This is a genomic window from Streptomyces sp. NPDC001868 (assembly GCF_040297125.1).
Classification (GTDB): domain Bacteria; phylum Actinomycetota; class Actinomycetes; order Streptomycetales; family Streptomycetaceae; genus Streptomyces.
Map to the genome: position 1 here is coordinate 345,597 of NZ_JBEOYO010000003.1, position 22,257 is coordinate 367,853.

Consider the following 22,257-nt stretch of genomic DNA (forward strand, 5'->3'; position numbering starts at 1 on the left):
GGCCTCCGAACTCCCGTCAGACCTCTTCGACGCTGCTCGGCTCACGCCGGGACAGGTCGATGCCAAGCTCCTCCGCAGCGCGGAAGACGTCCTCGTCGGTGTCGCGCATCTCGATGGACATGCCGTCCGAGGACAGCACCTCCACGTTGAGGCACAGGGACTGCATCTCCTTGATGAGCACCTTGAAGGACTCGGGGATGCCGGGCTCGGGGATGTTCTCGCCCTTGACGATGGCCTCGTAGACCTTCACGCGGCCGGTCACGTCGTCGGACTTGATGGTCAGCAGCTCCTGGAGGGCGTACGCGGCGCCGTAAGCCTCCAGCGCCCACACCTCCATCTCACCGAAGCGCTGGCCACCGAACTGGGCCTTACCACCCAGCGGCTGCTGGGTGATCATCGAGTACGGACCGGTCGACCGGGCGTGCAGCTTGTCGTCGACCAGGTGGTGGAGCTTGAGGATGTACATGTACCCGATCGAGATCGGGTCCGGGAACGGCTCACCGGAGCGGCCGTCGAACAGCCTCGCCTTACCGGTCGGCTGCACCATGCGCTCGCCGTCGCGGTTCGGGATGGTGTGCTGGAGCAGGCCGGCCAGCTCGTCCTCGCGGGCACCGTCGAAGACCGGGGTCGCGACGTTGGTGCCAGGGGCGACGGAGTCGGCGCCGATGACCTGCAGACGCTTCGCCCAGTCCTCGCCGAGGCCGGAGACGTCCCAGCCGCGGCTGGCGAGCCAGCCGAGGTGGATCTCCAGGACCTGTCCCGGGTTCATTCGGGACGGCACACCGAGCGGGTTGAGGATGATGTCGACCGGGGTGCCGTCCTCCAGGAACGGCATGTCCTCGATCGGCAGGATCTTGGAAATGACACCCTTGTTGCCGTGGCGGCCGGCGAGCTTGTCACCGTCCGTGATCTTGCGCTTCTGCGCCACGTAGACACGAACCAGCTGGTTCACGCCCGGCGGCAGCTCGTCGCCCTCTTCACGGTCGAAGACGCGGACGCCGATGACCTTGCCGATCTCGCCGTGCGGGACCTTCAGCGAGGTGTCACGGACCTCACGGGCCTTCTCACCGAAGATCGCGCGCAGCAGGCGCTCCTCCGGCGTCAGCTCGGTCTCACCCTTGGGCGTGACCTTGCCGACGAGGATGTCGCCGGCGACGACCTCGGCACCGATCCGGATGATGCCGCGCTCGTCGAGGTCGGCGAGGACCTCCTCGGAGACGTTCGGGATGTCCCGGGTGATCTCCTCGGGGCCGAGCTTGGTGTCACGGGCGTCGACCTCGTGCTCCTCGATGTGGATCGAGGAGAGGACGTCGTCCTGCACGAGGCGCTGCGACAGGATGATCGCGTCCTCGTAGTTGTGACCCTCCCACGGCATGAACGCCACGAGCAGGTTCTTGCCGAGGGCCATCTCGCCGTTCTCGGTGGCCGGACCGTCGGCCAGGACCTGGCCCTCGATGATCCGGTCGCCCTCGTTGACGATGACCTTCTGGTTGACCGAGGTGCCCTGGTTGGAGCGGGCGAACTTGGCCAGGCGGTACGTGATGTACGTGCCGTCGTCGTTGGCGGTGGTGATGTAGTCGGCGGAGACCTCCTGGACCACACCCGCCTTCTCGGCCTTGACCACGTCGCCGGCGTCGACGGCGGAGCGGTACTCCATGCCGGTGCCGACGAGCGGGGACTCGCTCTTGATGAGCGGCACGGCCTGACGCATCATGTTCGCGCCCATGAGGGCACGGTTGGCGTCGTCGTGCTCCAGGAAGGGGATCATGGCGGTCGCGACCGACACCATCTGGCGCGGCGAGACGTCCATGTAGTCGACGTCGTCACCGGGGACGTAGTCGACCTCGCCGCCACGACGGCGGACCAGGACGCGGTTCTCGGTGAAGCGGAGGTCGTCGTCGAGCGTGGCGTTGGCCTGCGCGATGACGAATCGGTCCTCTTCGTCGGCCGTCAGGTAGTCGACCTCGTCGGTGACGACACCGTCGGTGACCCGGCGGTAGGGCGTCTCCACGAAACCGAACGCGTTGACGCGACCGTAGGAGGCGAGCGAACCGATCAGACCGATGTTCGGGCCTTCGGGCGTCTCGATCGGACACATACGGCCGTAGTGCGAGGGGTGCACGTCACGGACCTCGAAGCCGGCCCGCTCACGGGAGAGACCACCCGGACCAAGAGCCGACAGACGGCGCTTGTGGGTGAGACCCGACAGCGGGTTGTTCTGGTCCATGAACTGCGACAGCTGGCTGGTGCCGAAGAACTCCTTGATGGAGGCGACGACCGGCCGGATGTTGATCAGGGTCTGCGGCGTGATCGCCTCGACGTCCTGGGTCGTCATCCGCTCACGGACGACTCGCTCCATACGCGCCAGACCCGTACGGACCTGGTTCTGGATGAGCTCGCCGACGCTGCGCAGACGACGGTTGCCGAAGTGGTCGATGTCGTCGGTCTCGACGACGATCGTCTGGCCGTTGTCCGCGGCCGTCTCGGTCTCGCCGGCGTGCAGCTTCACCAGGTACTTGATCGTCGAGATGACGTCCTCGACGGTCAGGACGCCCGCGTCGAGCGGAGCCTCCGCACCCAGCTTCTTGTTGACCTTGTAGCGGCCGACCTTCGCGAGGTCGTAGCGCTTCGGGTTGAAGTACAGGTTCTCCAGAAGCGTCTGCGCGGCCTCACGCGTGGGGGGCTCGCCCGGACGCAGCTTGCGGTAGATGTCGAGCAGCGCGTCGTCCTGCCCCTGGGTGTGGTCCTTCTCCAGGGTGGCGCGCATGGACTCGTACTCGCCGAACTCCTCCAGGATCTGCTCGGTGGTCCAGCCGAGTGCCTTGAGGAGGACGGTCACGGACTGCTTGCGCTTGCGGTCGATGCGCACACCGACCATGTCGCGCTTGTCGATCTCCATCTCCAGCCAGGCACCCCGGGACGGGATGATCTTGGCGGAGAAGATGTCCTTGTCGGACGTCTTGTCGATGGAGGAGTCGAAGTAGACACCGGGGGAACGGACCAGCTGCGACACCACGACACGCTCGGTGCCGTTGATGACGAAGGTGCCCTTGTGGGTCATGAGCGGGAAGTCGCCCATGAAGACCGTCTGGGACTTGATCTCACCGGTCTCGTTGTTGGTGAACTCGGCCGTGACGAAGAGCGGGGCCGCGTACGTGAAGTCACGGTCCTTGCACTCGTCGATGCTGTTCTTCGGCGGCTCGAAGCGGTGGTCACGGAAGGTCAGCGACATCGACCCGGAGAAGTCCTCGATCGGGGAGATCTCCTCGAAGATCTCCTCCAGACCGGACTTGGTGGGGACGTCCTGTCCGTTCTCCAGAGCCTCCTCGACCCGACTCTGCCAGGCGGTGTTGCCGAGCAGCCAGTCGAAGCTCTCGGTCTGCAGCGCGAGCAGGTTGGGAACCTCGAGAGGCTCCTTGATCTTTGCGAAAGAGATGCGCAGCGGGGCAGTGCTGGCGGCTGGGTTCGTATTCGAGGTCGAGGCGTTGCGCGAGGCGGCCAAGAGGGGGTCCTTCCGAGGGCTCGGACTCACTACGCGCGTACCGGCCCCTCTCCTGCGCAAAGAGAGCAGGCGGTTCCTGAACTGGCGGAAAAGGCCAGGTCAGGAATGGTCTGTTCATCGATGCTCAAGTGAGGGCATGCCCCTGGTGACGGGCAGGGGACAGCTAACAGGCAGCGCAAAGGGTCAGTGTAGCCACTTGGCACACTGATGTCCAGTGCGGGTTTCTCGAGACCCTCGTTGTTCTCGACACCTGCGCAAGCCCACGCCCTCAATGCACGTTGATACTGCCCTCTTCGCCGTCGATCCATGCCTCGGAGTTCGGATCGGTGTGACGACGCGTCCTGAGAATTGCGCGCTGCGTGCAGTTCGTCAAGGCCCCTCATACCCGATCCGGGTGCCGCGATCGTCACTCGCGGCTCGTCACCTGGGGCGTTCGGAGGCACGACGAAGATCACCATACTCGTCGCCACCGACAGTGCAAGGCAGCCCTCGCCCGACGTCCCGGAACGCCGAAGGGCGACCACCCAGTTGGGTGATCGCCCTTCGGTACGTTCGCGTTACAGCCTCGAACGAGTTTTTGACACTCGTCTCAGAACTGTCCCGCAGCGATCCTCGCGGATCGAAGGAGCTGGCGGACCAGCGAGGCCTTACTTGACCTCGACGGAGGCGCCGGCGGCCTTGAGGGACTCGGCAGCCTTCTCGGCGGCCTCCTTGGCGACCTTCTCGAGAACGGGCTTCGGGGCGCCGTCCACGAGGTCCTTGGCCTCCTTCAGACCCAGGGAGGTCAGCTCACGCACGACCTTGATGACCTGGATCTTCTTCTCGCCGGCGCCGGTGAGGACGACGTCGAACTCGTCCTGCTCCTCGACAGCCTCGGCCACGGCGCCCGGGCCGGCGGGGCCGGCAACGGCGACCGCGGCGGCGGCGGTGACGTCGAACTTGGTCTCGAACGCCTTCACGAACTCGGAGAGCTCGATGAGGGTCATCTCCTCGAACTGCGCGAGCAGGTCTTCCTGGCTGAGCTTCGCCATGATGGGCGATCCTTCCACTAATTCGGCTGGTGCCGGTATGTACATGTCTGGCGGGCGTACGATCGGCCCGCTACGACCGTTGCCTTAAGGCGCCAAGCCTCAGGCGGCGGTCATTTCGCGAGCCGAGTTACTCGGCACCGCCCTGCTCGTCCTGCTTGGCGCGAAGGGCGTCCACGGTGCGGACGAGCTTCGAGGGAAGCGCCTGGAAGAGCTGCGCAGTCTGGGACTGCTTGCCCTTGAAGGCACCCGCCAGCTTGGAGAGCAGAACCTCGCGGGACTCGAGGTCCGCAAGCTTCTTGATCTCGTCGGCGGACAGCGCCTTGCCGTCAAGGACACCGCCCTTGATGACGAGGTTCGGGTTGTCCTTGGCGAAGTCACGAAGACCCTTCGCCGACTCCACCGGGTCACCGGTGACGAAGGCGACTGCCGTCGGACCGTTGAACAGGTCGTCGAGCGTCGAGATCCCGGCCTCGTTGGCCGCAATCTTGGTCAGCGTGTTCTTCACCACGGCGTACTGGGCGTTCTCACCGAGCGAACGACGCAGCGTCTTGAGCTGCGCCACGGTGAGACCCCGGTACTCGGTCAGCACAGCGGCGTTCGAGCTACGGAACTGCTCCGCGAGCTCGGCCACCGCGGCAGCCTTGTCGGGCCTTGCCATAGAGCGTCGGCCTCCTTCCGGGTGATGAGGACCGCTCAGAAGGGGCTGGGACAAAACGAAACGCCCCGGCGCAGGCGCTCGGGGCGTAGCTCTACCGGACGAATCCCGTACGACGACGGAACCGGACCAGGAGCAACTTCCACAATCACCTGCGCGGGTCGTCCGCAGCGTTCAGCGGATCCTTCGGCCACCGCGCCCTCTCACGAGCACACGGCAACGACCAGCGGTCTTTGGCTTCCTGTGGAGAGTAGATGACACAGGACGTGTCAAGCAAATCCGCCCTCGCGGGACGCCGCTCAGGACTCCCGCACGTCCTCCTCCGGCGCACCCGGATCAAAGGTGTCCCCTTCCGGCGGGGGCTCGACGAGCATCCCCTGGTCGAACTCGACGAAGGTGACGGTCATGTCGTACGCACCGGTGGCACCGGTCGCCCGTATGCGGAATCGCTTGGTCCTGTCGGCACCGTCGATCCACTGGTCCACCGTGATCACGGGTGCGCCCAGTCCCACGAACTGGGCGTAGCGCCGCTCCCGGACGGCCTCGCTCTCGCCCTTCAGGGCCGCGCGGAGCCCGCTGCGGCTGACCGTTCCCCGGTAGTGCGTGGTCTTGACGCCGTCCACGTTCCTGGTGCCGAGCCGCTCGACGTCCTCGGAGCCGACGAGGAAGGTGGACTGGTCGACCGGGTCGTCGGCGACGTACTCCACGGCCTTTGGGTCGCCCATCTCCCGGGCCGTGTCGAGATCGAACCTGGTCCAGTACTGGTCGGCGGTGCTGACCTCGGTCTCACCACCGATGTACAGCCCTCTGTCGACCGCGCGCAGTTCCCACTTGCGGCCGTCCGCCCCCTGCCTGAAGGAAGTGGCGTTCATGACCATGGCGAACGTGGAGCCGGGGCGCCGCTCGGCCTCGGCCTCGACGAGGCCGCCCTTCGGCGTCCGGCCGGCCATCCGGTAGCGCAGGGTGAAGACGTCCCCGATGTGGTCCGCCGCCCTGGTCACGGCCGAGACGGCCTTCTCCCGCGACGACTCCGTCTTCGCCGAGCCGTCCGTACAGGCGCTCGCGCCGGCCAGCAGCGCGACCGCGGTCGCGGCTCCGACGGCCTGGCGGCGTGCGGAACCGCGTGTGGCAAACCTCATGTGTCCCCCGTGGTCTTCTGACCCGTCGCTGCGGGCCGCCAGGGACCTTATCCCGGAGGGAGCGTGGTCGTCCGTCGAGGGTCAGCTCGTCGGCAGCGACCCCATGAGCTCCTTGTAGTCGACGGTGTCGCCCGCCGGCGGCTTCTCCGTCGTGACGTCGATGCCGTAGTCGCTGTAGTGGACCGTGGAGTTCACCACGCCGTTCGCGGTCTCGGCCTCCTCGGTCTTCTTGACCAGAAGGTTGTCGTCGTCGATCCAGAGGTCGATGGCCACGGTGGTGATGCCGGACGCCGTCAGCTGTTCCGCCAGTTCGGCCCGCGCCTCCTCGCCGAGGTTCGCGTCGCGCTCCTGGAGGTCGGCGACGTCCACCGTGCCCGCGTAGTGCGTGGTCCGCTCGCCGCGCACGTCCTCCTCGCCGGTCCTGTCTGCGTCGCCGGAGGCCAGCAGGAGCCGTACGGACTGGTTCGGTGTGACGCTCTTGAAGTGCTCGCGCACATAGGCGCCGGAGGCCCCGCCGATCATCTCGTCCAGGTCCTCGTACGCGTACCGGATCCACCGCCTGCCGCCGTACTGCCCGGCGAAGAGGTCGCCCATGTCCGCGTAATAGGCGTCGGGCAGATAGCGGGCCCGGGTCGAGGTGATGCCCAGCCGGCCCATCTGGTCGGCGGCCTGGCCGCCGGTGTAGGTGATGGTCATGGCGCCGTTGAGGCCGTCGGCCCAGTCGACCTCACCGTCCGCCTCGATGGACATCAGGTCGCCCATGTCCGCGGTGGACTCGATCCTCGACGAGTCGGCGTCGCCGGTGGACTCCTCCGCGAGCCTGAGCGCCGCGAACGGATCGCTCCCGCCGCCCTCGCCGGGGTCCGGGGCTCCACAGGCCGCCACCCCCGTCAGCGCGGCCGCCACCGCGAACGTCAGGACCGTACGGCGACACCTGGTCGTACCGGTCATCCGTCCCCACCCCCAGGGAGATCGCCGTGCTCCGCACACCGCACTCCAGGGCAGCACACTTGCGCGCCGGTGCCCACCCATATGCCCAAAAGGCCCGTATGCCGAGAGGACATGTGCGAGAGGGGCGCGGACGAAAAGGGGCGAGCCCCGCACCTCGGAAGGTGCGGGGCTCGTCCTCTGGCTGTGCTACCGCGACACGGCGGCCGGTGAGCGCGGGGCTCAGACGGCGGCCGGGTCCTCCTCGACGAGGAGGTTGCGGGTGCGGTTCGAGTCGATCGGAATGCCGGGGCCGATCGTGGTGCTGATCGCGGCCTTCTTGATGTAGCGACCCTTGGCGGCCGACGGCTTCAGACGGAGGATCTCCTCCAGCGCCGCGGCGTAGTTCTCCACCAGCTTGGTGTCGTCGAACGACGTCTTGCCGATGATGAAGTGCAGGTTCGAGTGCTTGTCGACGCGGAACTCGATCTTGCCGCCCTTGATGTCGTTGACGGCCTTCACGACGTCCGGGGTCACGGTGCCGGTCTTGGGGTTCGGCATGAGACCACGGGGACCGAGCACGCGGCCGAGGCGGCCGACCTTGCCCATGAGGTCCGGGGTGGCGACGACGGCGTCGAAGTCCAGACGGCCCTTCGCCACCTCGTCGATCAGTTCGTCGGAGCCGACGATGTCGGCGCCGGCGGCGGTCGCGGCCTCGGCACGGTCACCGGTCGCGAAGACCAGGACCCGGGCGGTCTTACCGGTGCCGTGCGGGAGGTTCACGGTGCCACGGACCATCTGGTCGGCCTTGCGCGGGTCGACACCCAGACGGAAGGCGACCTCGACGGTGCCGTCGAACTTGGACGTGGAGGTCTCCTTGGCGAGACGGACGGCCTCGAGCGGGGCGTAGAGCTTGTCCCGGTCGACCTTGGCGTCCGCAGCGCGGAGAGCCTTGCTGCGCTTGCTCACAACTGCTCCTGTGTGTTCTGAAAGGAGTCGTGGTACGGGCCGAGCGGGCCCTGCCACGTGCGACCGCTCATACGTCGGCCGCGGGGTTCTACGAAGGTGGGGTTCAGCCCTCGACCGTGATGCCCATGGAACGGGCGGTGCCGGCGATGATCTTCGACGCGGCGTCCAGGTCGTTGGCGTTCAGGTCGGGGAGCTTGGTCGTGGCGATCTCACGGACCTGCGCCTCGGTGATCTTGGCGACCTTGGTCTTGTGCGGCTCGCCGGAGCCCTTCTCGACACCCGCGGCCTTGAGGATCATCTTCGCGGCCGGCGGCGTCTTGGTGACGAAGGTGAAGGAGCGGTCCTCGTAGACCGTGATCTCCACCGGGATCACCCAGCCACGCTGCGACTCGGTCGCGGCGTTGTAGGCCTTGCAGAACTCCATGATGTTGACGCCGTGCTGACCGAGCGCGGGGCCGACCGGCGGGGCCGGGTTCGCCGCACCGGCGTTGATCTGGAGCTTGATGAGCCCCGTGACCTTCTTCTTCTTGGGAGGCATTGCTCTCCGGGTCCTTTCGATTCGAGTGCACCCCCACCCAGGTCGCGTCCCGGCTGAAGGCATACCGCACAACGATAGCGGGTATAGATGCGCGGCTAAAAACCGAGCAGGTCAGACAAGCTTTTGACAGCCCGTCTGACCTGGTCGGAAGCGGTGAGCCCAGAAGGAACCGGTACCGGCTAGTTCTTCTGGATCTGGTCGAACGAGAGCTCGACCGGCGTCTCGCGGCCGAAGATCTCGACGAGACCCTTGACCTTCTTCGAGTCCGCGTTGATCTCGTTGATGGTCGCCTGCAGCGTGGCGAACGGGCCGTCCGTGACGGTGACCGAGTCGCCGACCTCGAAGTCCAGCACCTGGACCTCGACCTTGCGGGCGGGAGCCGGCTTGCCCTCGGCCTCGGCGGCCTCGCGGGCGGCCTTCTCCTCGGCCTCCGGCGCGAGCATCTTGACGATCTCGTCCAGGGTCAGCGGGTACGGGTCGTAGGCGTTGCCCACGAAGCCGGTGACACCGGGGGTGTTGCGGACGACGCCCCAGGACTCGTTCGTCAGGTCCATACGGACCAGGACGTACCCGGGAAGCTTGTTCTGGCGGATCGTCTTGCGCTCGCCGTTCTTGATCTGCGCGACCTCTTCCTGCGGCACCTCGGCCTGGAAGATGAAGTCCTCGACGTTCAGCGAGACGGCACGCTGTTCGAGGTTGGTCTTCACGCGGTTCTCGTAACCGGCGTACGTGTGGATGACGTACCACTCGCCGGGCAGGGTCCGCAGTTCTTCCCGCAGGGCCTCGACGGGGTCGACCGGCGCGGTCTCCTCCTCGATGGCCTCTTCGGCAGCGTCCTCGTCCGCGGAGTCGTCGGCGTCGCCGCTCTCGTCCTCCTCGACGTGAACGGCCTCTTCCTCGGCCGGCTCCCCCGCCTCGGCTTCGGCAGCCTCGAACTCGTCGACCTCGTCCGCTCCCTCGACGATGTCGAGCTCATCATCCACGGACTCGTCCGGCTCGATGGCGTCGTTCAGGTTCGGGTCAGACACGTGGCTGCTTCTTCCTGGATACATGGGGGTGGAACACGCGAAAGGGGCGCCAGGTTACGGCGCCCTTCGCTTTCGGCTCAGCCGAAGACGTACTTGGCGGCCTTGTCTAGTCCGAAGTCAATCACAGTCACAAGACCGATCATGATGACCACGAAGACGATGACCACCGTGGTGTAGGTCGTCAGCTGGGAGCGGGTCGGCCAGACGACCTTCCGCAGCTCCGCGACGATCTGGCGGTAGAAGAGCGCGAGACGCTTCAGCGGGCCCTTCTTGGCACGCTTGCCGCCCTTGCGGGTCTTCTTCTTGTCCTCGGGCACCTCGTCCTGGGCATCAGGCGTGTCGATGGAGCCCACGGCGTCCGTCATTCATCCTCACCTGATTCCGGTCCGGGTCGTGGCCGTGCCGCGCCCGGTCTGAGCCGCACGGCGGAACATTGCTGTACGTACATGCGCACACATCCTGGCGTGAGGAGTGTGTAGCAGGGCCGGAGGGACTTGAACCCCCAACCGCTGGTTTTGGAGACCAGTGCTCTACCAATTGAGCTACGACCCTTTGCGGTTCTCCCCCAACGTACCGCATCCGACCGGGTGCTCGGTGTGCACCTGACGGGCGCGGCCGGTGAAGGCCAACGAGGAGAGAGCATACGTGGTCCGAGGCCTGCCGTCGAACAGAAAGCGTCCGTAGGGGCGTTGCTCGTCGAAGATCGACCGTTTCCCGCCGCGGATACAAACGGTTGTTCCGCCGCTGTTCAGTCTGTGAAACCCGCGTGCCCGGCGCGTTTCGTGTCTGAAACGATGGGGTCCATGAGCGCTGCAACCCCTCCCACCGAGCGCCGGGTCTCCGCGCGTATCGGCGCGATCTCCGAGTCCGCCACCCTCGCCGTGGACGCCAAGGCCAAGGCCCTCAAGGCCGCCGGACGTCCGGTGATCGGCTTCGGCGCCGGCGAGCCCGACTTCCCGACCCCCGACTACATCGTCGAGGCGGCCGTCGAGGCCTGCAGGAACCCGAAGTACCACCGCTACACGCCGGCCGGCGGTCTGCCCGAGCTGAAGGCCGCCATCGCCGCGAAGACCCTGCGCGACTCCGGTTACGAGGTCGACGCGTCGCAGGTCCTCGTCACCAACGGCGGCAAGCAGGCGATCTACGAGGCCTTCGCCGCGATCCTCGACCCGGGCGACGAGGTGATCGTCCCGGCGCCGTACTGGACGACGTACCCGGAGTCGATCCGTCTCGCCGGCGGTGTCCCGGTCGACGTCGTCGCCGACGAGACCACGGGCTACCGGGTCTCCGTCGAGCAACTGGAGGCGGCCCGCACCGAGAACACCAAGGTGCTGCTCTTCGTCTCCCCCTCCAACCCGACCGGCGCGGTCTACACGCGCGCGCAGATCGAGGAGATCGGCCGCTGGGCCGCCGAGAAGGGCCTGTGGGTCCTGACCGACGAGATCTACGAGCACCTGGTCTACGGCGACGCCGAGTTCCACTCCCTGCCCGTGGTCGTGCCGGAGCTGGCCGACAAGACGATCGTGGTCAACGGTGTCGCGAAGACGTACGCGATGACGGGCTGGCGCGTGGGCTGGGTCATCGGCCCGAAGGACGTGGTCAAGGCCGCGACGAACCTGCAGTCGCACGCCACGTCGAACGTCTCCAACGTGGCGCAGGTCGCCGCGCTGGCCGCCGTCTCCGGCGATCTGTCGGCCGTGGAGAAGATGAAGGAGGCCTTCGACCGCCGCCGCAAGACCATCGTGCGGATGCTCAACGAGATCGACGGCGTCCTCTGCCCGGAGCCCGAGGGCGCGTTCTACGCCTACCCGTCGGTGAAGGAGCTGCTCGGCAAGGAGATCCGCGGCAAGCGCCCGCAGGACTCGGTCGAACTGGCCGCGCTGATCCTGGAGGAGGCCGAGGTCGCGGTCGTCCCCGGCGAGGCGTTCGGCACTCCCGGCTATCTGCGTCTGTCGTACGCCCTGGGTGACGAGGATCTCGTCGAGGGCGTCTCCCGTATCCAGAAGCTGCTGGCGGAGGCCACGGACTGAGGTCCGTGTTCCGTTCTCCGTGGTGGGCCGCGTCTACGACTGTCGTAGGTGCGGCCCACTCGCTTGTGCGAGCAAGACCACGTTCGAGGATTCCGCTACCGGTACGGCGTCGGCGTACGGCAGGATCGGGCGATGGAGCGTGTACGTGATCTCTCTGAACTGCCCAAGGCCCATCTGCATCTGCACTTCACCGGGTCGATGCGGCCCACGACCGTGCTGGAGCTGGCCGACAAGTACGGGGTGCGGCTGCCCGAGGCGCTCACCGAGGCGCTGACCAGCGGGGAGCCGCCGAAGCTGCGGGCGACGGACGAGCGAGGGTGGTTCCGGTTCCAGCGGCTGTACGACGCGGCGCGCTCGTGCGTCAGAGGGCCCGAGGACATCCAGCGGCTGGTGCGGGAGGCCGCCGAGGAGGATGTGCGGGACGGCTCGGGCTGGCTGGAGATCCAGGTGGACCCGACGTCGTACGCGCCCCGGCTGGGCGGGCTGATCCCGGCGCTGGAGGTCATCCTCGACGCGGTGGACACGACCGTGCGGGAGACCGGGCTCGGGATGCGGGTGCTGGTGGCCGCGAACCGGATGAAGCACCCGCTGGACGCGCGCACGCTGGCCCGCCTCGCGGTGCGGTACGCGGACCGGGGTGTGGTGGGCTTCGGGCTCTCCAACGACGAACGCCGGGGCATGGCACGGGACTTCGACCGGGCCTTCGCGATCGCCCGCGAGGGGGGCCTGCTGTCGACGCCGCACGGCGGTGAGCTGAGCGGCCCGTCGTCGGTGCGTGACTGCCTGGACGATCTGCACGCCTCACGGATCGGGCACGGGGTGCGCGCGGCGGAGGACCCGCGTCTGCTGAAGCGGCTCGCGGACCGGGGGATCACCTGTGAGGTCTGCCCGGCCTCGAACGTGGCCCTCGGTGTCTACGAGAAGCCGCAGGACGTCCCCCTGAGGACTCTGTTCGAGGCCGGGGTGCCGATGGCGCTCGGCGCGGACGACCCGCTGCTCTTCGGCTCCCGTCTGGCGGCCCAGTACGAGATCGCCCGCCACCACCACGCCTTCACGGACGCCGAACTGGCGGAGCTGGCCCGGCAGTCGATCCGGGCGTCGGCGGCACCGGAGCAGGAGCGGAACAAGCTCCTCTCCGGGGTGGACGACTGGCTCGCCCGGCCGCCGGGCCAGGGCGCCTAGGGCCTGTTGCGAAAGTGGCGCCTGCCGCGCGACGCCCGGCACGCACTCTCGCAACAGGCCCTAGAGGCTGACGCCGACCGTCACCGGCTCGTTGACGAGGGTGATGCCGAAGGCCTCGCGGACCCCGGTCACGACCTCGCGGGCCAGCGTGAGCAGGTCCTCGGTGGTGGCCGCGCCCCGGTTGGTGAGGGCCAGGGTGTGCTTGGTGGAGATCCGGGCGGGGCCGGTGCCGTACCCCTTGGTGAAGCCCGCCCTGTCGATGAGCCAGGCCGCGGAGGTCTTGGTGTGGCCGTCGCCGGCGGCGTACGCGGGCGGGGTGATGTCGGCCCCGAGGCGTTCCCGCACGCGCGCGTGGAACGCGGCGAACTCCTCGTCCGTGAGGATCGGGTTGGTGAAGAACGAGCCGGCGGACCAGGTGTCGTGGTCCTCGGGGTCGAGCACCATGCCCTTGCCGGCCCGCAACTTCAGCACGGTCTCGCGGGCCCGGGCGAGGGGGACGCGGTCGCCGGGCTCGACGCCGAGCGTGCGGGCCGTCTCGGCGTACTTGACCGGCCCCGACAGTCCGTCCGCGTCCTCCAGTTCGAACCGGACGCGCAGGACGACATACCGCTCGGGTTCGTCCTTGAAGCGGCTGTGGCGGTACGAGAAGGCGCACTCGGCGTTGGGGACGGTGACCGTCTCGCGGGTGCGGCGGTCGTAGGCGACGACCTCGGTGATGGTGGAGGCGACCTCCTGGCCGTACGCCCCGACGTTCTGGATCGGTGTGGCGCCGGCGGAGCCAGGGATGCCGGCCAGGCATTCGATGCCGGCGAGCCCGGCCTCGACGGTGCGGGCGACCGCGTCGGTCCACACCTCGCCGGCGGCCAGCTCCAGCCGTGTCCCGTCGAGCGCGTAGCCCTTCGTGGCGATGACCAGGGCGGTGCCGGCGAACCCCTGGTCGCCGATGACGAGGTTGGATCCGCCTCCGATGAGCAGCAGCGGGGTACCGGTGTCGTCGGCCTCGCGGACGGCGGCGATCACCTCGTCGTCGGTGGTCGCGGTGATCAGCCGGCGCGCGGGTCCGCCCAGCCGGAAGGTGGTCAGCGGGGCGAGGGGGGCGTCGTGGAGTTCCTGCACGGGCTCAAGAGTACGAGACCCCCGCGTCCGGGAGGGGCGCGGGGAACCGCGCGACAAGCCCCCACCGGCCCGCGGCCGACAACGCCCAGCCACTCCGCACCGCTCGCCGCTCGGCTGTCGGCTGTCAGCTGTCGGCTGTCGGCTGTCGGCTGTCAGGCCAGTCGTACGACCGCGCGGGACATGCCCAGGACCTTCTGGCCGGCGCTCATGGCCGTGAGGTCCACGCGGACGGTCTGGTCGTCGAGCTTGGCGCCGATCTTGGCGGTGACCTCGATGGTGGCGCCCTGCTCGTCGTCGGGGACGACGACGGGCTTGGTGAAGCGAACGCCGTACTCGACGACCGCGCCCGGGTCGCCGGTCCAGTCGGTGACGACGCGGATCGCCTCGGCCATGGTGAACATGCCGTGCGCGATGACGTCGGGGAGGCCGACCTCCTTGGCGAACCTCTCGTTCCAGTGGATCGGGTTGAAGTCGCCGGAGGCGCCCGCGTACCGCACGAGGTCGGCGCGGGTCACGCCGAAGCTCTGGGCGGGCAGTTCGGTGCCGACCTCGACGTCGTCGTAGGAGATCTTCGCGGTCATCGGTTCCTCACGTCCTCAGGCCTTCTCTGCCGCGCGGGCCACGAGCTTGGTCCAGGCGGTCACGACGTGCTCACCGGTCTCGTCGTGGACCTCGCCGCGGATGTCCAGGATGTCGTTGCCCGCCAGGGACTTGATCGCCTCGATGGTCGAGGTGACCGTGAGCCGGTCGCCGGCGCGCACGGGGCGCCGGTGGGCGAACTTCTGGTCGCCGTGCACCACCCGGCTGTAGTCGAGGCCCAGCTGGGGGTCCTGGACGACCTCACCGGCAGCCTTGAAGGTGATCGAGAACACGAAGGTCGGCGGGGCGATCACATCGGCGTACCCGAGCGCCTTGGCGGCCTCCGGGTCGGTGTACACGGGGTTGGTGTCCCCCACGGCCTCCGCGAACTCGCGGATCTTCTCCCGGCCGACCTCGTAGGGGTCGGTGGGCGGGTAGGAACGCCCCACGAAGGACTGGTCGAGCGCCATGACTCGGCACCTCCTGCTCTACTGACCGGTACTGGTCGATGTAACGACGCGAGGCCGCCCCCGATCTCTCGGGGACGGCCTCGCGTACGAGCCTGTTTTATCGCGTTTCGCGGTGCGCGGTGTGCGCATTGCAACGCGGGCAGTGCTTCTTCATCTCCAGTCGGTCCGGGTTGTTACGCCGGTTCTTCTTGGTGATGTAGTTCCGCTCCTTGCACTCCACGCAGGCCAGCGTGATCTTCGGGCGGACGTCGGTGGCAGCCACGTGAGTGCTCCTTGACGAACGGATGGGACAGGGTTGAACGCATAAAAGAGTAGCCGATCGAAGGACCGACCCCGCAATCGGCTACTGTCAGTAGCGGTGACCGGACTTGAACCGGTGACACAGCGATTATGAGCCGCTTGCTCTACCGACTGAGCTACACCGCTGCGATGCGATCAGTTCCCGTCTTGCGACGGGAACCTTTCACACCAGAGCCCCAATACGGAATCGAACCGTAGACCTTCTCCTTACCATGGAGACGCTCTGCCGACTGAGCTATTGGGGCGAGCGATGAAGACATTACACGCCCCACGGCCGATCGCCCAAATCCGTTTCCCGGCCCCCGTCCCCGGGTCGTCCAGGGATCATCCGGCGGGCGTCAGGGGATCATTCCGCCGCTGTCCCGCGGCGCCTGTCCGCCCCGTTTTCCCAGGTCCCGTGGGCCTCATGGACACCACGGTTCCCGGTCCTCCCGGTGGTCGGCCGTCAGGTGAACCGCGCCGGTACGACTATTGCGCTCCTCCGCGACGACGGCGGACCGCCCGCCTAGGCTCGACTCACTCTGCGTGATCTTGTAGCCCCAGGAGCGCGATGCCCGACAGCCGGCCGCAGCCGTCCCCCTCCTCGTCCGGCCCGCCCTGGGGCCCGGACGAGGCAGGCGCCCTGCTGCTGTGCGGTGCGCGCCTGACCGACGGCCGGGTGGTGGACGTACGGCTGGGCGGCGGGCGGATCGAGGCGGTCGGCACGGCGGGCAGTCTGGGCGCCGCCCCGGCCGGGTCCGGGGCGCCCGCCACCCGGGTGGACCTCGGCGGCCATCTGCTCCTGCCGGCCCCGGTCGAGACCCACGCCCACGGCGACACGGCCCTGTCGGCCGACTTCGAGGGGCCGGTCCCGTACGACGGGCAGGACGTCCAGCGGCGGGCCACCGAGGCCGCGCTGCTGCAGCTCGGGCACGGCGCCACGGGGGTGCGCTCACACGTCCACGTGGGCGACGTCCAGGGGTTGGAGGCGCTGACGGCGGTGCTCCGGGCGCGGCGGGCGCTGCGCGGGCTCGTCGAGCTGACGACGGTGGCGATGCCCCGGGTGCTGACCGGGGTGGCCGGGGCGGACGGGCTGGCGATCCTGCGGGACGCGGTGAAGATGGGTGCCTCGGTGGTCGGCGGCTGCCCGGATCTGGACCCCGATCCCACCGGGTACGTGGAGGCGGTCCTGGAGATCGCCTCCGAGCACGGCTGCCCGGTCGATCTGCACACCGACGGCGACGACCCGGCGCGGCTGGCCCGGCTCGCGGCCATGGCGGGGGGTCTGCGGCCCGGTGTCACCCTCGGCCCGTGCGGCGGCCTCGCCCGCCTCCCCGCCCAGATCGCCTCCCGCGCCGCCGACCAGCTCGCCGCGGCCGGCGTCACGGTCGTCTGCCTCCCCCAGGGCGGCTGCGGCACCGTGGACCGCCGGGGCACGGCGCCCGTACGGCTCCTGCGCGCGGCCGGCGTACGCCTCGCGGCGGGCAGCGGGGCGCTGCGGGACGTGTCGAACCCCGTCGGCCGCGGGGACCCCCTGGAGGCGGCCTTCCTGCTGGCCTCCCGGTACGGGCTGCGGCCCGAGGAGGCGTACGACACCGTCAGCGGGGCGGCCCGTGCCGCGCTCGGGCTGCCCGAGGTGCGCGTGGAGGCGGGTTTTCCCGCCGAGTTGCTCGCCGTACGCGGCGCCGGGCTCGCGGGGGTGCTGTCCCTCGCGTACAGCCGGATCGTCGTGCACCGGGGGCGCGTGGTGGCGCGTACCAGCGCGGTACGGGAGTACGGCGGCTCGGCGGCGAGCGCGGCGCTGGATCTGCCGCGGCAGGGGCGGGGGGAGCCGTCCTGAGGGTGTCCTGGGGGCGCTTTGGGGGTGTCCTGGGGGCGCCCTGGGGTGATGGGCGTACGTGCGGGGCGTGGGCGTGCGGGCACGCGCGCGTGGGGTTGATTCGATTCGTGCTTCACGCGCGCGTGCTGGAACTGCGGGCACGCGCGCGTTCCCGCAGTTCCAGCACGGGGACGGGCTGTCCCGCACGTGGGTGCGTCAGGCGCCGGGTGTCAGGGCGCCACCGCTCAGACGCCGAGCATTCCGCCGCCGAGCGGGCCGCCGAACTCGTCGACCGGGATCTCGGAGGCACCCTTGGGCGCGCTGATGTCGCCGGCCTTGCCGAAGGTGAGGACGAGGGGGGCCTTGGCACCCTTCGGGTCGTCGGCGAGGACGGCGAGGTCGGTCTCGATCCGGGTCAGGTCGCCGTTCTTGAGGGTGAAATCGACCGCGACCTTCTTGTTCGGGGCGTCCTTCATGTCCTTGGCCGTGGGCAGTTCGGCTCCCGGCGGCAGATCGCCCTTCAGGGGCTGGAGCTTGTCGACGATGCCGGTGAGCAGGTCGCGGAAGTTGGCCTTGGCGGTGATGACCTCGGTGCCGTCCTCGCCGTCCTTGGTCTTGAAGTCGACCTCACGGGCGACGACACCGCGGACGGCGTCGAGGATCTTCTGCTGGGTCTTGGCGTCGATCTCGTCGGAGCCGCCCGCGCCGGAGCCCGCGCCCGCGTCCTCGGCGGCCTTCTGCAGGTCGGCGGTGTTGACCTTGACCCAGTCGCCCTCCAGGACGGGCCGCAAGTGCTGCTCGCTCTCGGGGAGTTCGTCGAGGTCGTCGGCCGTCGGGAACGGCATGCCCATCGCGTCGCCCATGGCCTGCATGTCGGCGCGGTAGTACGTGTAGTCGCCGACCATCCGGTACTCGGCGAGCACGCCCTCGTCGCCCGAGATCTTCATGCCCATGCCGGCGATGTCCTTCTCCCCGGACTCGGCCAACGGCTTCTTCGACTTGACCGACACATCGACACGCAGCCCGGTGAAGAACTCCGCCATCTCCGGCGGCACTTCCTCGCTGTCCTCGCCCATCAGCGCGACGAGGTCGTCCGGGTCGGCGTCGAGCCGCAGCCCGAAGGCCAGCGACTTCTGCTCGCCGAGCTGTTCGACGGCGCTGTCGACCTTCTGCCCCGCGGTGAGGTTCTGGACGGTGCCGCACGCGGCCACCGTGACGAGCACGGCCGCGGCGCAGCCGACCCCGGTGAAGGCGCGGCGCGCCAGGGGCGCCCCGGTGGCGGACGCGCGCTCCATGGACGTACGTACGACGGTCTTGCGCGTGGAAGTACGCATGGCGGTGATGGTGTTCCCCCCGTGATTCCGGCGTTCGCCGACACGGCGAACATTGTTGAGACACACGGGACGGACGGATGGTTGCGCGGCAGACGCATCCTTTCGGGCGTACGGTCGAAGACATGCGCATTGTCATCGCTGGAGGACATGGTCAGATCGCGCTGCGGCTGGAGCGTCTGCTCGCCGCGCGCGGCCACGAGGTCGCGGGGATCATCCGCCGCGCCGAACAGTCGGACGATCTGCGCGCGGCCGGTGCCGAACCGGTGCTGTGCGATCTGGAGTCGGCGTCGGTCGAGGAGGTCGCCGAGCATCTGCGGGGTGCGGACGCCGCCGTGTTCGCGGCGGGCGCCGGGCCGGGCAGCGGGGCGGCCCGCAAGGACACGGTCGACCGCGGGGCCGCGGTCCTGTTCGCCGACGCGGCGGTGCGGACGGGCGTACGCCGGCACGTCGTCGTCTCGTCCATGGGCGCGGACCCGGCGCACGAGGGCGACGAGATCTTCGACACCTATCAGCGGGCGAAGGGCGAGGCCGACGCGTACGTACGCGGTCTGGACGGTCTGGACTGGACGATCCTGCGCCCCGGCATGCTGACCGACGACGCCGGCACCGGCCTCGTACGGCTGGAGGCGTCCACGGGCCGCGGTCCGGTCCCCCGTGACGACGTGGCCGCGACGCTCGCCGAACTGCTGGACACCCCGGCCACCGCCGGTCTGACGCTGGAGCTGATCAGCGGTTCGACGCCGGTGTCCGTGGCCGTGAAGTCGGTGGCGGGCAACTGATCGAGCGCGCCGGACCGGGGGCCTCGCTTCAGAACAGCGGCAGCTGACCGGGGAAGTCGGGGACGACGAAGCCGTCGAGCGCGGGCTGGGCCGCCCCGATCCCGGCCGGCCTGCGCGACCCGGGACACGACACCAGGTCCCCGCGCGCCCCCGGCGGATCGTGCCGCGCGAACCGCCCCGCCACGACGGCGATCTCACGACGGCACTCGGGACAGTTTCTGCGACGTGATGACATGCGATCAGTGTCCGTCACGGCCCTCGCACACACGAAGAAGCCCCTTCCGGACTGTTCTCACAGTCCGGAAGGGGCTTCCCTCCACGTGGCGGCGCCAGGATTCGAACCTGGGTAGGCTAAGCCGACGGATTTACAGTCCGCTCCCATTGGCCACTCGGGCACACCGCCTGGGATTTGTCGTCCTTCGAACCGCTTTTCGGCGGCGCTCCGTGGCGACGACGTAAACGATACCTGATGCTCGGGGGTGCTCCGCCACCTGATTGATCAGTACTCGGAGGGGGCGGGGTGGCTAGGCTTGTCGCCCCCCGATACCTCGAATTCAAGGAGCCACAGGACATGGCCGACTCCAGTTTCGACATCGTCTCGAAGGTCGAGCGGCAGGAGGTCGACAACGCCCTCAACCAGGCCGCCAAGGAGATCTCGCAGCGCTACGACTTCAAGGGCGTCGGCGCCTCGATCTCGTGGTCCGGCGAGAAGATCCTGATGGAGGCGAACTCCGAGGACCGGGTGAAGGCCATCCTCGACGTCTTCCAGTCCAAGCTGATCAAGCGCGGGATCTCCCTGAAGTCGCTGGACGCGGGTGAGCCCCAGCTGTCCGGCAAGGAGTACAAGCTCTTCGCGTCGATCGAGGAGGGCATCTCCCAGGAGAACGCCAAGAAGGTGGCGAAGATCATTCGTGACGAGGGTCCCAAGGGCGTCAAGGCCCAGGTCCAGGGTGACGAGCTCCGCGTCAGTTCCAAGAGCCGTGACGACCTGCAGGCCGTCATCACCCTTCTCAAGGGCCAGGACTTCGACTTCGCGGTGCAGTTCGTCAACTACCGGTGATCGCCCGTAGGTAGAGCTCTACGAGACCTACGGGGTCTACGCGGCCTACGAGGCCCACGCGGAAGGGTGGGCGCCCGGCATCGGCCGGGTGCCCACCCTTCTTGTCTCTCGTCTCTCGGCTCTTCTCCGCTCAGCGGCGGGAGTGGCCGAACAGCAGGCGGTAGGCGATCAGCAGGACCAGGGAGCCGCCGATCGCGGCCGCCCAGGTGGCGCCGTCGTAGAACTGCTCGGAGATCGGGTGGTCCAGCCAGCGGGCGGAGATCCAGCCGCCGATGAACGCGCCCGCGACACCGATGAGGGTCGTGCCGATGAAGCCGCCCGGGTCGCGGCCCGGCAGCAGGAGTTTGGCGATGGCGCCGGCCAACAACCCCAGAACGATCCAGCCGATGATGCTCATGCCGTGAACCTGCCCTTTCGTGCTGTACCTGTGCTGTACCCGTGCTGTGTTTCCCCCACAGGGGCCGGGTGCCCGTTCGTCCTGCCTTGTTGTCCGGGAGGACGCCCGGGTGACGTCCGGTGGTTGCGGCGATCAGTAGGGTGCGGCGTATGACGCAGGCCGGATCGGGCGCTGAACTGCGCCGCACGCTCGGGGTCGGGGACGCCGTGGTCGTCGGGCTCGGGGCGATGGTCGGTGCGGGGATCTTCGCCGCGCTGGGCCCCGCGGCGCGCGCGGCCGGGTCGGGGCTGCTGCTCGGGCTCGGGGTCGCCGCCGTGGTCGCGTACTGCAACGCGATGTCGTCGGCGCGGCTGGCGGCCGTGTATCCGGCGTCGGGCGGCACCTATGTGTACGGGCGTGAGCGGCTCGGCGCCTTCTGGGGGTATCTGGCCGGCTGGTCGTTCGTCGTCGGCAAGACGGCCTCGTGCGCGGCGATGGCGCTCACCGTGGGGACGTATGTGTGGCCGGGGCAGGCGCACGCCGTGGCGGTGGCGGCCGTGGTGGCGCTGACGGCCGTGAACTACGGCGGCGTCCAGAAGTCGGCGTGGCTGACGCGGGCGATCGTGGCGGTGGTGCTGGCGGTCCTCGCCGCCGTGGTGGTCGTGTGTCTGGGGTCCGCGGAGGCGGACGCCGGGCGGCTGGACGTCGGGGTGTCGGGCGGTGCGGGCGGGGTGCTGCAGGCGGCCGGGCTGCTGTTCTTCGCGTTCGCCGGGTACGCGCGGATCGCGACGCTGGGTGAGGAGGTACGGGATCCGGCGCGCACCATCCCGCGTGCGATCCCGCTCGCGCTGGGGATCGCGCTGGTCGTGTACGCGGCCGTCGCCGTCGCGGCTCTGTCGGTGCTGGGCTCCGGTGGGCTGGGTGAGGCGTCCGCTCCGCTGGCCGACGCGGTGCGGGCGGCCGGGGCGCCGGGGCTGGTGCCCGTGGTGCGGGTGGGGGCGGCCGTGGCCGCGCTCGGGTCGCTGCTGGCGCTCATCCTGGGCGTCTCCCGCACGACCCTCGCCATGGCCCGCGACCGGCACCTCCCGGGCGCCCTGGCCGCCGTGCACCCGCGCTTCCGGGTACCGCACCGGGCGGAGCTGGCCGTCGGTGCCGTGGTCGCCGTGCTGGCCGCCACCGTCGACGTGCGGGGCGCGATCGGGTTCTCCTCGTTCGGAGTCCTCGCGTACTACGCGGTCGCCAACGCGTCGGCCTGGACGCTGAGTTCGGCGCCCGCCGCGCGCGTGGTGCCGGCGGTGGGTCTCGTCGGGTGCGTCGTGCTGGCGTTCGCGCTGCCCGCGACGTCGGTGGGCGTGGGCGCCGCCGTGCTGGGCGCGGGGGCGGCGGCGTACGGCGTACGGCGGTGGTGGGCGGGGCGGAGCGGCTGAGCGGGGGCGCTCGGTCG

Annotated in this window: 22 protein-coding genes and 4 tRNA genes; 6 read left to right on the forward strand and 20 right to left on the reverse strand. The window is 69.1% G+C overall.

Going from position 1 to position 22,257, the window contains the following annotated elements; all coding sequences use genetic code 11:
• Positions 1 to 16 precede the first annotated feature (16 nt).
• The 10 genes from rpoB to ABT147_RS06355 all read right to left on the reverse strand — a co-directional run bounded on the left by rpoB (position 17) and on the right by ABT147_RS06355 (position 10,341).
• Positions 17 to 3,502, reverse strand: a complete 3,486-nt coding sequence (rpoB, locus tag ABT147_RS06310) for a DNA-directed RNA polymerase subunit beta (protein WP_351402975.1) — start codon at positions 3,500 to 3,502, stop codon at positions 17 to 19.
• Positions 3,503 to 4,149: 647 nt separating this feature from the next.
• On the reverse strand, positions 4,150 to 4,533 hold the full coding sequence (rplL, locus tag ABT147_RS06315) for a 50S ribosomal protein L7/L12 (protein ID WP_351402976.1): 384 nt from the start codon (positions 4,531 to 4,533) through the stop codon (positions 4,150 to 4,152).
• Positions 4,534 to 4,660: 127 nt separating this feature from the next.
• Positions 4,661 to 5,191 (reverse strand): 50S ribosomal protein L10, encoded by a 531-nt coding sequence (gene rplJ, locus ABT147_RS06320; RefSeq protein ID WP_257541717.1) that lies wholly within the window; start codon positions 5,189 to 5,191, stop codon positions 4,661 to 4,663.
• A gap of 296 nt (positions 5,192 to 5,487) precedes the next feature.
• Positions 5,488 to 6,327: an SCO4651 family lipoprotein gene (locus ABT147_RS06325; protein ID WP_351402977.1), complete on the reverse strand. Its 840-nt coding sequence runs from the start codon at positions 6,325 to 6,327 to the stop codon at positions 5,488 to 5,490.
• A gap of 81 nt (positions 6,328 to 6,408) precedes the next feature.
• Entirely contained in the window at positions 6,409 to 7,278 is an 870-nt protein-coding gene (locus tag ABT147_RS06330; RefSeq protein ID WP_351402978.1) for an SCO4651 family lipoprotein, read from the reverse strand.
• 219 nt (positions 7,279 to 7,497) lie between these two features.
• Positions 7,498 to 8,223 carry a 50S ribosomal protein L1 gene (gene rplA / locus ABT147_RS06335; protein WP_033528317.1) on the reverse strand — a complete coding sequence of 242 codons (726 nt, stop codon included), beginning with the start codon at positions 8,221 to 8,223 and terminating at the stop codon, positions 7,498 to 7,500.
• Positions 8,224 to 8,326: 103 nt separating this feature from the next.
• A complete protein-coding gene (rplK, locus tag ABT147_RS06340; protein WP_005481290.1) occupies positions 8,327 to 8,761 on the reverse strand; it encodes a 50S ribosomal protein L11 in 435 nt (144 codons plus the stop codon).
• Positions 8,762 to 8,940: 179 nt separating this feature from the next.
• Complete coding sequence (gene nusG / locus ABT147_RS06345; protein ID WP_351402979.1) at positions 8,941 to 9,789, reverse strand: transcription termination/antitermination protein NusG; 849 nt, start codon at positions 9,787 to 9,789, stop codon at positions 8,941 to 8,943.
• A 77-nt stretch (positions 9,790 to 9,866) separates the two neighbouring features.
• Positions 9,867 to 10,154: a preprotein translocase subunit SecE gene (gene secE / locus ABT147_RS06350; protein ID WP_033528314.1), complete on the reverse strand. Its 288-nt coding sequence runs from the start codon at positions 10,152 to 10,154 to the stop codon at positions 9,867 to 9,869.
• Between the two features lie 114 nt (positions 10,155 to 10,268).
• A tRNA-Trp gene (locus ABT147_RS06355) sits at positions 10,269 to 10,341 on the reverse strand.
• Between the two features lie 251 nt (positions 10,342 to 10,592).
• On the opposite strand from ABT147_RS06355, the gene ABT147_RS06360 reads away from it, so the two are divergent.
• Complete coding sequence (locus tag ABT147_RS06360; RefSeq protein WP_351402981.1) at positions 10,593 to 11,819, forward strand: pyridoxal phosphate-dependent aminotransferase; 1,227 nt, start codon at positions 10,593 to 10,595, stop codon at positions 11,817 to 11,819.
• Positions 11,820 to 11,951: 132 nt separating this feature from the next.
• Complete coding sequence (locus ABT147_RS06365; RefSeq protein ID WP_351402982.1) at positions 11,952 to 13,001, forward strand: adenosine deaminase; 1,050 nt, start codon at positions 11,952 to 11,954, stop codon at positions 12,999 to 13,001.
• A 60-nt stretch (positions 13,002 to 13,061) separates the two neighbouring features.
• Here the strand turns inward: ABT147_RS06365 and ABT147_RS06370 are convergent, their stop codons facing one another.
• The 6 genes from ABT147_RS06370 to ABT147_RS06395 all read right to left on the reverse strand — a co-directional run bounded on the left by ABT147_RS06370 (position 13,062) and on the right by ABT147_RS06395 (position 15,711).
• On the reverse strand, positions 13,062 to 14,174 hold the full coding sequence (locus ABT147_RS06370) for a UDP-N-acetylmuramate dehydrogenase (protein WP_351402983.1): 1,113 nt from the start codon (positions 14,172 to 14,174) through the stop codon (positions 13,062 to 13,064).
• Positions 14,175 to 14,269: 95 nt separating this feature from the next.
• Positions 14,270 to 14,698, reverse strand: a complete 429-nt coding sequence (locus ABT147_RS06375) for a MaoC family dehydratase (protein ID WP_351402984.1) — start codon at positions 14,696 to 14,698, stop codon at positions 14,270 to 14,272.
• Between the two features lie 15 nt (positions 14,699 to 14,713).
• Positions 14,714 to 15,166 carry an FAS1-like dehydratase domain-containing protein gene (locus ABT147_RS06380; protein ID WP_351402985.1) on the reverse strand — a complete coding sequence of 151 codons (453 nt, stop codon included), beginning with the start codon at positions 15,164 to 15,166 and terminating at the stop codon, positions 14,714 to 14,716.
• Positions 15,167 to 15,263: 97 nt separating this feature from the next.
• A complete protein-coding gene (gene rpmG, locus ABT147_RS06385; RefSeq protein ID WP_003948671.1) occupies positions 15,264 to 15,428 on the reverse strand; it encodes a 50S ribosomal protein L33 in 165 nt (54 codons plus the stop codon).
• Between the two features lie 91 nt (positions 15,429 to 15,519).
• Positions 15,520 to 15,592: transfer RNA gene (locus ABT147_RS06390), tRNA-Met, on the reverse strand.
• A 46-nt stretch (positions 15,593 to 15,638) separates the two neighbouring features.
• Positions 15,639 to 15,711 (reverse strand) — tRNA-Thr (locus ABT147_RS06395).
• Between the two features lie 305 nt (positions 15,712 to 16,016).
• Here ABT147_RS06395 and ABT147_RS06400 point away from each other — a divergent pair.
• The gene (locus tag ABT147_RS06400; RefSeq protein ID WP_351402986.1) at positions 16,017 to 17,285 is read left to right on the forward strand and encodes an amidohydrolase family protein; all 1,269 of its coding nucleotides are present in this window, start codon (positions 16,017 to 16,019) and stop codon (positions 17,283 to 17,285) included.
• 224 nt (positions 17,286 to 17,509) lie between these two features.
• On the opposite strand, the gene ABT147_RS06405 is transcribed toward ABT147_RS06400, so the two are convergent.
• Positions 17,510 to 18,598: a hypothetical protein gene (locus ABT147_RS06405; RefSeq protein WP_351402987.1), complete on the reverse strand. Its 1,089-nt coding sequence runs from the start codon at positions 18,596 to 18,598 to the stop codon at positions 17,510 to 17,512.
• Positions 18,599 to 18,720: 122 nt separating this feature from the next.
• Between ABT147_RS06405 and ABT147_RS06410 the strand changes: the two genes are divergently transcribed.
• Positions 18,721 to 19,377: an SDR family oxidoreductase gene (locus ABT147_RS06410; protein WP_351402988.1), complete on the forward strand. Its 657-nt coding sequence runs from the start codon at positions 18,721 to 18,723 to the stop codon at positions 19,375 to 19,377.
• Positions 19,378 to 19,405: 28 nt separating this feature from the next.
• Here ABT147_RS06410 and ABT147_RS06415 read toward each other — a convergent pair whose 3' ends face one another.
• Positions 19,406 to 19,612 carry a hypothetical protein gene (locus tag ABT147_RS06415; RefSeq protein WP_351402989.1) on the reverse strand — a complete coding sequence of 69 codons (207 nt, stop codon included), beginning with the start codon at positions 19,610 to 19,612 and terminating at the stop codon, positions 19,406 to 19,408.
• A gap of 86 nt (positions 19,613 to 19,698) precedes the next feature.
• Positions 19,699 to 19,780 (reverse strand) — tRNA-Tyr (locus tag ABT147_RS06420).
• Positions 19,781 to 19,948: 168 nt separating this feature from the next.
• Between ABT147_RS06420 and ABT147_RS06425 the strand changes: the two genes are divergently transcribed.
• Positions 19,949 to 20,437 carry a YajQ family cyclic di-GMP-binding protein gene (locus ABT147_RS06425; protein WP_046918419.1) on the forward strand — a complete coding sequence of 163 codons (489 nt, stop codon included), beginning with the start codon at positions 19,949 to 19,951 and terminating at the stop codon, positions 20,435 to 20,437.
• Positions 20,438 to 20,567: 130 nt separating this feature from the next.
• On the opposite strand, the gene ABT147_RS06430 is transcribed toward ABT147_RS06425, so the two are convergent.
• Positions 20,568 to 20,834, reverse strand: a complete 267-nt coding sequence (locus ABT147_RS06430) for a GlsB/YeaQ/YmgE family stress response membrane protein (protein WP_351402990.1) — start codon at positions 20,832 to 20,834, stop codon at positions 20,568 to 20,570.
• A 149-nt stretch (positions 20,835 to 20,983) separates the two neighbouring features.
• Between ABT147_RS06430 and ABT147_RS06435 the strand changes: the two genes are divergently transcribed.
• The gene (locus ABT147_RS06435; RefSeq protein ID WP_351402991.1) at positions 20,984 to 22,240 is read left to right on the forward strand and encodes an APC family permease; all 1,257 of its coding nucleotides are present in this window, start codon (positions 20,984 to 20,986) and stop codon (positions 22,238 to 22,240) included.
• Positions 22,241 to 22,257 lie beyond the last annotated feature (17 nt).